The sequence below is a fragment of the Actinoplanes sp. KI2 genome, assembly GCF_025630775.1.
Classification (GTDB): domain Bacteria; phylum Actinomycetota; class Actinomycetes; order Mycobacteriales; family Micromonosporaceae; genus Actinoplanes.
Genome location: NZ_JAOSZE010000012.1, coordinates 177,410 through 189,385, shown reverse-complemented (window position 1 = coordinate 189,385; position 11,976 = coordinate 177,410). Strand labels below are relative to the sequence as shown.

At 69.7% G+C, this 11,976-nt stretch carries 11 protein-coding genes; all 11 read left to right on the top strand.

The window, feature by feature from the left end:
* Positions 1 to 167: 167 nt before the first annotated feature.
* The 11 genes from iolC to ODJ79_RS14950 are packed head-to-tail and all read left to right on the top strand — an operon-like array spanning position 168 to position 11,960.
* Complete coding sequence (gene iolC, locus ODJ79_RS15000) at positions 168 to 1,118, top strand: 5-dehydro-2-deoxygluconokinase (RefSeq protein ID WP_263024042.1); 951 nt, start codon at positions 168 to 170, stop codon at positions 1,116 to 1,118.
* Complete coding sequence (locus tag ODJ79_RS14995; protein ID WP_263024041.1) at positions 1,111 to 1,980, top strand: aldolase; 870 nt, start codon at positions 1,111 to 1,113, stop codon at positions 1,978 to 1,980. The genes iolC and ODJ79_RS14995 overlap by 8 nt, the downstream gene beginning before the upstream one ends.
* Positions 1,977 to 2,867 (top strand): 5-deoxy-glucuronate isomerase, encoded by an 891-nt coding sequence (iolB, locus tag ODJ79_RS14990; RefSeq protein ID WP_263024040.1) that lies wholly within the window; start codon positions 1,977 to 1,979, stop codon positions 2,865 to 2,867. The genes ODJ79_RS14995 and iolB overlap by 4 nt, the downstream gene beginning before the upstream one ends.
* A complete protein-coding gene (gene iolD / locus ODJ79_RS14985; protein ID WP_263024039.1) occupies positions 2,864 to 4,717 on the top strand; it encodes a 3D-(3,5/4)-trihydroxycyclohexane-1,2-dione acylhydrolase (decyclizing) in 1,854 nt (617 codons plus the stop codon). Before iolB ends, iolD begins: the two co-directional genes overlap by 4 nt.
* Before the next feature lie 11 nt (positions 4,718 to 4,728).
* Positions 4,729 to 6,225, top strand: a complete 1,497-nt coding sequence (locus ODJ79_RS14980; RefSeq protein ID WP_263024038.1) for a CoA-acylating methylmalonate-semialdehyde dehydrogenase — start codon at positions 4,729 to 4,731, stop codon at positions 6,223 to 6,225.
* Between the two features lie 56 nt (positions 6,226 to 6,281).
* The gene (locus tag ODJ79_RS14975; RefSeq protein WP_263024037.1) at positions 6,282 to 7,229 is read left to right on the top strand and encodes a sugar phosphate isomerase/epimerase; all 948 of its coding nucleotides are present in this window, start codon (positions 6,282 to 6,284) and stop codon (positions 7,227 to 7,229) included.
* A complete protein-coding gene (locus tag ODJ79_RS14970; protein WP_263024036.1) occupies positions 7,216 to 8,208 on the top strand; it encodes a sugar ABC transporter substrate-binding protein in 993 nt (330 codons plus the stop codon). The genes ODJ79_RS14975 and ODJ79_RS14970 overlap by 14 nt, the downstream gene beginning before the upstream one ends.
* 14 nt (positions 8,209 to 8,222) lie before the next feature.
* Positions 8,223 to 9,275, top strand: coding sequence for an ABC transporter permease (locus tag ODJ79_RS14965; RefSeq protein ID WP_263024035.1), 1,053 nt, complete (start codon positions 8,223 to 8,225; stop codon positions 9,273 to 9,275).
* Positions 9,272 to 10,090, top strand: a complete 819-nt coding sequence (locus ODJ79_RS14960; protein WP_263024034.1) for an ATP-binding cassette domain-containing protein — start codon at positions 9,272 to 9,274, stop codon at positions 10,088 to 10,090. Before ODJ79_RS14965 ends, ODJ79_RS14960 begins: the two co-directional genes overlap by 4 nt.
* Positions 10,090 to 11,103 (top strand): Gfo/Idh/MocA family protein, encoded by a 1,014-nt coding sequence (locus ODJ79_RS14955; protein ID WP_263024033.1) that lies wholly within the window; start codon positions 10,090 to 10,092, stop codon positions 11,101 to 11,103. Before ODJ79_RS14960 ends, ODJ79_RS14955 begins: the two co-directional genes overlap by 1 nt.
* Positions 11,100 to 11,960: a sugar phosphate isomerase/epimerase family protein gene (locus ODJ79_RS14950; RefSeq protein WP_263024032.1), complete on the top strand. Its 861-nt coding sequence runs from the start codon at positions 11,100 to 11,102 to the stop codon at positions 11,958 to 11,960. Before ODJ79_RS14955 ends, ODJ79_RS14950 begins: the two co-directional genes overlap by 4 nt.
* Positions 11,961 to 11,976 lie beyond the last annotated feature (16 nt).

Genomic DNA, 11,976 nt, shown 5'->3' with positions numbered 1-11,976 from the left:
AGTTTGTCAGGACAAAGTATTGACGTATGAGCCCCCACGTTATTACATCGAGGACAGCAAACATAGCGTCGCCGCGAACTAACTGACGGCAGACATGGCTTGTTCGGCGCGCCGTAACGAGCACGGCATCCATGCACATCTACGAGGTCGGGGAGCAGGGGAGAACCATGCCCGTAGACGACGTCTTGACGATGGGACGCATCGGCGTCGACCTGTACCCACAGCAGGTCGGTGTCTCGCTGCGCCGGGTGAGCACCTTCGCCAAGTTCCTCGGCGGCAGCGCCTCCAACGTGGCCGTTGCCGCCGCTCGCTACGGGCGCCGGGTCGCGGTGATCACGCGTACCGGCGCGGATCCGTTCGGCGAGTTCCTGCACGACGCGCTGCGCGGCTTCGCCGTGGACGACCGCTTCGTGACGCCGGTGGCGAGCCTGCCCACCCCGGTCACGTTCTGCGAGATCTTCCCGCCGGACGACTTCCCGCTGTACTTCTACCGCTTCCCGAAGGCGCCCGACCTGGAGATCTACGAGTCCGAGCTGGACCTCGACGCGATCCGGCAGGCCCGCATCTTCTGGGTCACCGGCACCGGCCTTTCCCAGGAGCCGTCCCGCACGGCGACGCTGGCGGCGCTCCGGGCCCGCCACCACGACGGCATCACGGTCTTCGACCTGGACTACCGCCCGATGTTCTGGGATTCCCGGGAAGCGGCCAGGCGCTGGTACGCCGAGGCACTCCCGCACGCCACGGTGGCGGTCGGCAACCTCGACGAGGTCGACACCGCGGTCGGCGTGCGCACCCCGGCCGAGGCCGCCGACGCCCTGCACCAGGCCGGCGTCGAGCTCGCCGTGATCAAACAGGGGCCGAAGGGGGTGCTCGCCTCCCGAAACACCGGTGAGCGGGTCGAGGTGCCGCCGGTCCCGGTCGAGGTGGTCAACGGCCTCGGCGCCGGGGACGCGTTCGGCGGCGCGCTCTGCCACGGCCTGCTCACCGACTGGGATCTCGAGGCGACGATGCGCTTCGCCAACGCCGCCGGAGCCATCGTCGCCTCGCGTCTGGCCTGTTCGGACGCGATGCCCACCGAGCACGAGGTGCGCGAGCTGCTGGCGGTGTCCCGTGCCTGACCTCGGTGACCTGCTCGACACGCGTACCCGGCGCCCGGACGCGATCGCCGCCGCGGCGGCCGCGCGGCGGCGGCCCACCAGCCTCTTCGGCGAGCACGGCAGGCTGATGGTGATCGCGGCCGATCACCCGGCGCGGGGTGCGCTGCGGGCCGGCGCCGACCCGCTCGCGATGGCGAACCGGGTCGACCTGCTCGACCGCATCCGCACCGCGCTGGCCCGGCCGGGCGTCAACGGCGTGCTCGGCACCCCGGACATCCTCGAAGACCTGCTGCTGCTCGGCGAGCTGGACGGCAAGGTCGTGATCGGCTCGATGAACCGCGGCGGGCTGGCCGGCACCACCTTCGAGATGGACGACCGGTTCACCGCGTACGACGCGGGCAGCATCGCCGCGGCCGGCTACGAGGGCGGCAAGATGCTGCTGCGCATCGACCCGGACGACCCGGGCACGGTGACCACTTTGGAGTCCTGCGGGAACGCGGTCGCCCAGCTCGCCGCCCGGCGGGTGATGGCGATGGTCGAGCCGTTCATCTCGCACCGGGTGGACGGCCGGGTGCGCAACGACCTCACCCCCGAGGCGATGATCCGGGCGATGACCGTGGCGGCCGGGCTCGGCACGACCTCGGCGTACACCTGGTTGAAGGTTCCGGTCGTGCCCGAGATGGAGCGCGTCATGGCGGCCACCACGCTGCCGGCGCTGATCCTCGGCGGCGAGGTCACGCAGGATGCGGCGGGCGCGTACACGAGCTGGTCCAAGGCCTTGCAGCTGCCCACCGTGCAGGGGCTGGTGATCGGCCGGTCGCTGCTCTACCCGGCGCGGGGCACGGTGGCCGACGCGGTGGACCGGGCGGTGAGTCTGCTGTGACGGCCCGGGTCAACCCCCTGATGCGGCGCGGCAGCACCGCCGACCGGCCGTTCGATCTGGTGGTCTCGCCGGAGAACGCCGGCTGGCGGTACAGCGGCCTGCGGGTGCTCGAATTGCCGATCGGCGCACGGGCACGGTTTTTCACCGGCGACGATGAGATGCTTGTCCTGCCGCTCTCCGGCGGCTGCGACGTGACTTGCGACGACGAGCGGGTCACCCTGACGGGCCGGCGCTCGGTCTTCTCGCGGGTCACCGACTTCGCGTATGTGCCACGGGAGTCCGCTGTCACGGTGCGGGCGCCCAACGGCGGGCGGTTCGCCCTCTCCGCGGCTCGGGCCGAGCGCAGGCTGCCCTTCCGCTACGGCGCGGCCCAGGACGTGCCGGTCGAGCTGCGCGGCGCGGGGCAGGCCAGCCGGCAGGTCAACAACTTCTGCACGCCGGAGAGCTTCGAGGCCGACCGGCTGATCGCCTGCGAGGTGCTCACCCCCGGCGGCAACTGGTCGTCCTATCCGCCGCACAAGCACGACGAGCCGGGCGACGGCGAGTCCAGCCTGGAAGAGATCTACTACTTCGAGGTGGCGCCGTCGCCGGCGGGCGGCGCGGGCTGCGGCTACCAGCGCGTGTACGGGCATCCCGACCGCCCGATCGACGTCTGCGCCGAGGTGCGCACCGGCGACGTCGTGCTGATCCCGTACGGCTGGCACGGCCCCTCGATGGCCGCACCCGGATACGACCTCTACTACCTCAACGTGATGGCCGGTCCCGGCGCCCGCGAATGGCTGGTGCGGGACGACCCGGCGCACGGCTGGGTGCGCACGGCGTGGCAGTCGATGGAGGTCGACCCGCGCCTACCCATCTCGACCTGCAAAGAGAGGACACGCTCGTGAGACTCACCGTCGGCCAGGCCGTCGTCCGGTTCCTGGCCAACCAGTGGACCGAGCGCGACGGTGTGGAAAGGCGAGCGATCGCCGGGTGCTTCGGCATCTTCGGGCACGGCAACGTGGCCGGTCTGGGGCAGGCGCTGCTGCAGGCGCAGCGGACCGGCGAGGCTGACCTGCCGTACCACCTGGCCCGCAACGAGCAGGCGATGGTGCACGCGGCGGCCGGCTACGCCCGGATGAGCAACCGACTGTCCATGATGGCCTGTACCGCCTCGATCGGGCCGGGCTCCACGAACATGCTCACCGGCGCGGCCCTGGCCACCGTCAACCGGCTGCCGGTGCTGCTGTTCCCGTCGGACATCTTCGCCACCCGGGTTGCGGCGCCGGTACTTCAAGAGCTTGAAGATCCGCGGTCGTACGACGTGAGCGTCAACGACGCGTTCCGGCCGCTGGCCAGGTTCTTCGACCGGGTGTGGCGGCCCGAGCAGCTGCCGGCCGCGCTGCTCGGCGCGATGCGGGTGCTGACCGACCCGGCCGAGACCGGCGCCGCGGTCGTCTGCCTGCCGCAGGACGTGCAGGCCGAGGCGTACGACTTCCCCGACGAGCTGTTCGCGAAGCGGGTCTGGCACGTGGCCCGGCCGCTGCCCGAGCCGTCCTTCGTGGAGCGTGCCGCGGAGGTCGTACGGAATGCGGCGCAGCCGGTCCTGATCGCGGGTGGCGGCGTCATTTACGGGGAGGCGTCGGACGAGCTCGACCGGTTCGCCCGGCAGACCGGCATCCCGGTGGCCGACACCCAGGCCGGCAAGGGCGCGATCGGCTGGGACCATCCCAACTCCGTCGGCGGCGTCGGCTCGACCGGCACACCAGTGGCCAACCGGCTGGCCCGCGAGGCCGACGTGGTGATCGGCGTCGGCACTCGGTACAGCGACTTCACCACCGCATCGCGTACGGCGTTCCAGCACCCGGACGTGAAGTTCGTGAACATCAACGTCGCCGGGTTCGACGCGGCCAAACAGGCGGCGTTCCCGATCGTGGCCGATGCCCGCGCCGGGCTCTCCGCGCTGCTGGCGGCCCTGGGCGGCAAGCGGTTCCCGACCGACTACCGGGCCGACGTGACGCGGTGGCAGGAGACCGTGGACCACGCGTACCGGCTGGGGCACAGCCCGCTCCCCGCCCAGAGCGAGGTGATCGGGGTGGTCAACGAAGCGTGCGGAGCACGCGACGTGGTGGTGCAGGCGGCCGGGAGCATGCCGGGCGACCTGCAGCTGCTCTGGCGCGCGAACGACCCGAAGCAGTACCACGTCGAGTACGGCTACTCGTGCATGGGCTTCGAGATCGCCGGGGCGCTCGGGATCAAGATGGCCGACCCGTCGCGCGAGGTGTATGCGCTGGTCGGCGACGGCTCCTACCTGATGATGGCGCAGGAGATCGTCACCGCGGTCGCCGAGGGCATCAAGCTGATCGTCGTCCTGGTGCAGAACCACGGCTTCGCCTCGATCGGCGCGCTGTCGGAGTCCCTCGGCTCGCAACGGTTCGGCACGAGCTATCGGTTCCGCGGCGCCGACGACGACTACGACGGCTCGTACCTGCCGGTGGATCTCGCGGCCAACGCGGAGAGCCTGGGCGCCTCGGTGATCCGCTGCCGGACCGTCGCCGACCTGCGCGATGGGCTGAAACGGGCGCGGGAGAACGACCGCCTCACGGTCGTGCACATAGAGACCGACCCGCTGTCCCCGGTTCCGTCGTCCGAGTCCTGGTGGGATGTCCCCGTTCCGGAAATTTCCGAATTGTCGACCACGCGTGCGGCCCGTGAGAGCTATGCCGAAGCCAAGCACGCTCAGCGGCACTACCTCTAAGGATCTCCGAAATGTCAACCATTGAGCACTGGATCGGCGGGGAGTTCACCGCCGGGGCATCCACCCGGCGCGGCCCGGTCTTCAATCCGGCGACGGGCGAGCAGCAGCACGAGGTCGTGCTCGGCTCGGCGGCCGACGTCGACCACGCGGTGGCCACCGCCAAGGCTGCCTTCGAGGAGTGGAGCCAGGCGTCGCTCAGCAAGCGCACGAAGGTGCTGTTCAACTTCCGCGAACTGGTGAACGGCCGGGTCAAGGAACTCGCCGAGCTCATCTCGGACGAGCACGGGAAGGTGCTCTCCGACGCGGCCGGTGAGGTGCAGCGCGGCCTCGAGGTGATCGAGTTCGCCTGCGGCATCCCGCAGCTGCTCAAGGGCGACTACTCGGACCAGGCGTCGACCGGCGTGGACGTGTTCAGCTTCCGTGAGCCGCTCGGCGTGTGCGCCGGCATCACCCCGTTCAACTTCCCGGCCATGGTGCCGATGTGGATGTACCCGGTCGCCATCGCCTGCGGCAACACGTTCCTGCTCAAGCCGAGCGAGCGCGACCCGTCGGCGTCCAACTACGTCGCCCAGCTGTGGCGGGCGGCCGGGCTGCCGGACGGCGTCTTCACTGTGGTGCACGGCGACAAGGAGGTCGTCGACGCGATCCTGCGGCACCCGGACATCGCGGCGGTCTCGTTCGTCGGCTCGACGCCGATCGCCCGCTACATCCACGAGCGGGCCGGCGCGACCGGCAAGCGGGTGCAGGCGCTCGGCGGGGCGAAGAACCACGCGATCGTGCTGCCCGACGCCGACCTCGACTTCGCCGCCCAGCATCTGACCGCCGCGGCGTTCGGTTCGGCGGGGGAGCGGTGCATGGCGATCTCGGCGGCGGTCGCGGTCGGCGGCGCCGGCGACGCGCTGATGGACCTGGTGTCCCGCAAGGCGGCCGAGGTGGTGGTCGGGCCCGGCCGTGACCCGCGCAGCGAGATGGGCCCGGTGGTCACGGCCGCGGCGAAGGAGCGGATCGAGTCGCTGATCGGCACCGGCGAGCAGCAGGGCGCCAAGCTGCTGGTGGACGGGCGCGGCCTGCGGGTCGCCGGGCACGAGAACGGCTTCTTCGTCGGTCCGACCGTGATCGACCAGGTCCAGCCCACGATGGACGTCTACACGGAGGAGATCTTCGGGCCGGTGCTCTCGGTGGTCCGCGCCGATGACGTGGACACCGCGATCGACCTGATCAACAGCAACCCGTACGGGAACGGCACGGCGATCTTCACGTCCAGCGGCGAGGCCGCGCGCCGGTTCCAGCGCGGCGTCCAGGTCGGGATGATCGGGATCAACGTGCCGATCCCGGTGCCGATGGCCTACTACTCCTTCGGCGGCTGGAAGGACTCCCTGTTCGGGGACCGGCACATCCACGGGCCCGAGGGGGTCTCGTTCTACACCCGCGGCAAGGTCGTGACCTCGCGGTGGCCGCACGTGTCCCACGCGTCCGGCGCTTCTCTGCATTTTCCGACGGCGAGCTGAGCCCATCCAACCACCCCGGCCACCACCCCTTGACTCGACTGAAGGCTGGTCCCTCCATGGAAATTCGTCACCTGCAACTGGGTAGCTGCCCCGATTCGTGGGGTGTGTGGTTCGCCGACGACCCCAAGCAGACCCCGTGGAATCGGTTCCTCGACGAGCTGGCCGGGGCCGGCTACCGCTGGCTCGAGCTCGGCCCGTACGGCTACCTGCCCACGGATCCCGCGCGGTTGCGGGACGAGGTCGCCAAGCGCGGCCTGTCGGTGGCCGGCGGGACCGTGGCCGGCGTGGGCGGGCCGCACAAGGACTTCGACGCCGTCGTGGCGGAGACCCGCAAGGTGGCCGCGCTGACCGCGGCCCTGGGCGCGAAGAATGTCGTCTTCGTCCCCGTGCCCGGCTACCGCGACGACGCGACCGGGGCCTATCGCGAGTCCGCTCTTCTCAGCGACGACGCCTGGCGCGATCTGACCCGCAACGCCAACACCCTCGGGAAGATCCTTCTTGAGGAGTACGGGGTGCACCTGCGCTTCCACCCGCACGCGGACTACCAGGTGGAGACTCAGGAGCAGGTCGAGCGCTTCCTCGACGGCACCGATCCCGCCTTCGTCTCGCTGTGCCTCGACACCGGGCACCTCGCGTACCGGCGGGCCGACGTGCCCGGGCTGATTCGCCAGTATCCAACGCGAGTCGGATATGTACACATCAAACAGATGGACCCGGTCATCGCGCAGCGCGCCGTCGACGAGGACCTCGCCTTCGGGCAGGCCGTCGCGATGGGCGCGAGCATCGAGCCGCCGGCCGGCGAACCGAAGATCCCCAGCGTGATCGAGGCGCTCAGCGAGCTGGACGCCGAGATCTTCGTCGTGGTCGAGCAGGACATGTACCCGGTCGACTTCGACCTGCCGCTGCCGATCGCGACGCGCACCCGCACCTACCTCAACTCGGTCGGCCTTCACTCCCGGCCGGCCGCCGTCCTACCTCAGGAGACACCCGATGATCAGTCGTAGTCGCACGTTCCGCATCGCGGCCGCTCTCTCGGTCGTGGCCGTCGCCGCGTCCGCCTGCAGCGGCGGCGGACGCCAGAAGACCGACGACACCACCAGCGGGGGCGGCAACGCCGCCGGCAGCTCCGGCTACACGATCGCCTTCATCACCCACGAGACGCCCGGCGACACCTTCTGGGACAAGGTCAAGAACGGCGCGCAGCAGGCGGCCAAGGACACCGGCGTCACGCTGAAGTACTCCAACGACCCCGAGGCGCCCAAGCAGGCGGTGCTCATCCAGAACGCGGTCGACTCCAAGGTCAGCGGCATCGCCACCACGCTGGTCACCCCGGACGCCCTGGCCGGCTCGGTCAAGGCCGCGACCCAGGCGGGCATCCCGGTGGTCGGCTTCAACTCCGGCATCGACCAGTACAAGAAGCTCGGCGCGCTGATGTACTTCGGCTCCGACGAGACCCTGGCCGGCACCACGGCCGGCAAGCGCCTCGCCGAGCAGGGCGCCAAGCACCCGCTCTGCGTCATCCAGCAGACCGGCTCGGTCGCCCTCGAGGCCCGCTGCGCCGGCGTCAAGAGCTCCGTGCCCGGCACCGAGAACATCCAGGTCAACGGCGCCGACGATGCCGCGGTCACCACGACGCTGCAGGTCAAGCTCGCGCAGGACAAGTCGATCGACGCGATCGTCACGCTCGGCGCACCGCAGGCCCTCGACGCGATCAAGGCGAAGGACCAGTCCGGCAGCCAGGCCAAGCTGGTGACCTTCGACCTCAACCAGGAGGCCGCCCAGGACATCAAGGACGGCAAGATCCTCTTCTCGATCGACCAGCAGCCGTACGTCCAGGGCTACATGGCCGTCACGTCGCTGTACCTGTACCTCAAGAACGGCAACGACATCGGTGGCGGCAACGCCGTGCTGACCGGTCCGTCCTTCGTGGACCAGACGAACATCGACAAGATCCTGCCCTTCACCAAGAACAACACCCGATAGGCGGGGGTGACGTCATGACCACGACCGTGGATGCGCCGGCGCCGCACGCGAACCGGGTGCGGCTGAGCCTCTCCAACCGGCTGCTGGCGCGGCCCGAGATCGGGGCACTGGTCGCCGCGATCATCATCTTCATCTTCTTCCTGGTGGCCGCGCCGTCGTTCCGCTCGGCCGAGTCCTTCTTCACCGTTCTCTACCAGTCATCGGTGATCGGCATCGTCGCGGTCGGCGTCGGCTTGCTGATGATCGGCGGCGAGTTCGACCTGTCGGCCGGCGTCATCGTCTACACCGCCGGCCTCGCCAACTCGATGTTCTGCTGGTACTTCGGCATCAACCTGTGGGTCGGCGCGATCCTGTCGCTCGCCTTCTGCCTGGCGATCGGCTTCCTCAACGGGTACCTCGTGATGCGGACCGGGATCCCCAGCTTCCTCATCACGCTGGGCACCTTCTTCGTGCTCCAGGGCGCCAACCTGGGCGTCACCAAGCTGGTCACCGGCACGGTCTCCAGCATGGACGTCAGCCAGATCGCCGGCTACGACTCGCTCGGCCGGATCTTCTCGTCCAGCTTCAAGATCGGGTCGGTGACGATCTGGGGCTCGGTGATCTGGTGGATCCTGTTCGTGGCCCTGGCCGGCTGGACGCTGCAACGCACCAAGGCCGGCAACTGGATCTTCGCGGTCGGCGGCAACGCGGACAGCGCCCGGGCCGTCGGCGTGCCCGTCGTGCGTACGAAGATCGGGCTGTTCATGACGGTCTCGTTCCTCGGCTGGTTCGTCGGCATGCACCAGCTCTACCGCTTCAACACCCTGCAGGCCGGCGGCGGCGTCGGCAACGAGTTCCTCTACATCATCGCCGCGGTGGTGGGCGGCACGCTGCTCACCGGTGGGTACGGCAACGCGATCGGCGTCGCCATCGGCGCGTTCATCTTCGGCATGACCAGCCTCGGCATCGTCTACGCCGGCTGGGACCCGAACTGGTTCAAGGCGTTTCTCGGCATCATGCTGCTGCTGGCCGTCCTGGTGAACCTCTACGTGAAGAAGGTGTCCACCATGCGGAGGGCCGAACGATGACCGACACCCTGGCCGAACACGCCGACAGTCACCTGCACAAGGGCGAGCCCTTGATCGAGATGGAAGGTGTCGGCAAGTCGTACGGCGTCATCCGGGCGCTGCGCGGCATCAGCCTGCGGGTCAACGCCGGCGAGGTCACCTGCGTGCTCGGCGACAACGGCGCCGGCAAGTCCACCCTCATCAAGATCATGTCGGGCCTGCATCCGCACAACGAGGGCACCATGCGGGTCGACGGGCAGGAGGTCACCTTCTCCAGCCCCCGCGCCGCCCTCGGCCACGGCATCGCGACGGTCTACCAGGACCTCGCCGTGGTCTCGCTGATGGAGGTCTGGCGCAACTTCTTCCTCGGCTCCGAGGTGACGGCGGGCAAGTACCCGCTCGCCGGCCTCAAGGTGAGGCAGATGCGCGAGGTCGCCGACACCGAGCTGCGCAAGATGGGCATCGTCGTCAAGGACATCAACCAGCCCATCGGCACGCTCTCCGGCGGCCAGCGGCAGTGCGTCGCGATCGCCCGGGCGGTGTACTTCGGCGCCCGGGTGCTCATCCTCGACGAGCCGACCGCCGCGCTCGGCGTCAAGCAGTCCGGCGTGGTCCTCAAGTACGTGGCCGCCGCCCGGGACGCGGGGCTGGGCGTCGTGTTCATCACGCACAACCCGCACCACGCCTACATGGTCGGCGACCACTTCGTGATCCTGAAGCTCGGCGAGACCGCGCTCGACAAGACCCGCAAGCAGGTCGGCCTCGACGAGCTGACCACGCAGATGGCCGGCGGCGACGAACTGGCCGAGCTCTCGCACGAGTTGGGACGACAGTAATGCTGAAGGTCGGAGTCATCGGAACCGGAATGATCGGCCAGGACCACATCCGGCGGCTGACCACGATGCTCAACGGGGTGGCGGTCACCGCCGTCGCCGACGTGGACACCGCGGTCGCCGCCGAGGTGGGCGCCCGGATCGGCGCCGCGGTCCGGGCCACGGGCGAAGAGGTCGTGGCCGACCCCGACGTGGACGCCGTGCTGGTCTGCTCGTGGGGACCCACCCACGAGCAGTACGTGCTGGCCGCGATCGCCGCGGGCAAGCCGGTCTTCTGCGAGAAGCCGCTCGCCACCACCCAGGGCGCCTGCCTGCGGATCCTCGAGGCCGAGGTGGCGTACGGCAGCCGGCTCGTGCAGGTCGGGTACATGCGGCGGTTCGACGTCGCGTACCGGGCGCTCAAGCTGGCGCTCGACAGCGGCGAGATCGGGCTGCCGCTGATGATGCACTGCGCCCACCGCAACCCGAGCGTGCCGGGGCACTACCGCGGCGACATGGCGATCACCGACACCGCGGTACACGAGATCGACATGGTCCGGTGGATGTTCGGCACCGAGGTCGGCGCCGTGCGCGTGCTGGTGCCCCGGCACAGCCGCAACGGCGGTGACCTGCAGGACCCGTTGCTGCTGATCCTGGAGATGGCCGACGGCGTCATCGTCGACGTCGAGATCTCGGTGAACATCCGCTACGGCTACGACATCCGCGGCGAGATCGTGGCGGAGAACGGCACGGCGACGCTCGGCGGTCCCGCCTCCGTCGCGGTGCGCCGGGACGGGTGGGAAGGCATACCGGTTCCGGCCGATTGGCGGGAGCGCTTCCTGCAGGCGTACGACGTGGAGCTCCAGGAGTGGGTGCACGCGATCTCGCTCGGCGGCCAGCCGCTGGGGCCCAGCGCCTGGGACGGGTACGCCGCCGCCGTCGTGTCGGACGCGGGAGTCGACGCCCTGCGTACCGGCGAACGGGTCGTGATCTCGATGGCCGAACAGCCGAAGCTCTACCAGGAGGCGGCGCGGTGAAGATCGCTCTGGACCCGTACATGCTGCGCAAGGTGCCGCTGCTTTCGCTGCCGCGCGTCGTCGCCGAGCTCGGCTACCAATACATCGAGTTGTCACCGCGGGACGACTTCCTGCCGTTCTTCCTGCATCCGCGGATCGACGACGCCGGCGTGGCCGCGTTCAAGCGGGAGCTGGCCGCGGCCGAGGTGCAGGTGTCGTCGGTGCTGCCGCTCTATCGGTGGTCGGGTCCGGACGAGGACGCCCGGCAGGCGGCGGTGAGGTACTGGCGGCGGGCCATCCAGATCACCGTGGATCTGGGGGTCGACGTGATGAACTCCGAGTTCAACGGCCGACCCGACCGGCCGGACGAGAGCGAGGCGCAGTTCTGGCGCTCGATCGAGGAGTTGCTCCCGATGTTCCAGCGGGAGGGGGTGCGGCTCGTGCTGGAACCGCACCCGGACGACTTCGTCGAGGACGGGATCGCGGGCGTGAACCTGGTCCGCGCGATCAACTCGCCCCTGGTGTCGTTCCTCTACTGTGCGCCGCACACGTTCCACCAGGGCGGCGACCTGGCCGCGGTGATCAAGCACGCCGGGCCGCTGCTCACCCAGGTGCACATCGCCGACTCGTTCGACCATCGCGGGTCGTCCGGGCTGCGGTACATCGTGAATCCGCCCGGTTCGACCGCGCGGATACACCAGCACCTGGACATCGGGCAGGGCGAGGTCGACTGGGACCTGTTCTTCGCGACGCTCGCCGAGGTGGACTTCGACGGGATCGCGACGGTCTGCGTCTTCGCCTGGGAGGAGCGGGCCGAGGACAGCGCCCGGTACAACCTCTCGCAGGTCAACCAGTATCTTCGAAAATCCGTCGGGTGAGGCGACGGTAGGTTGG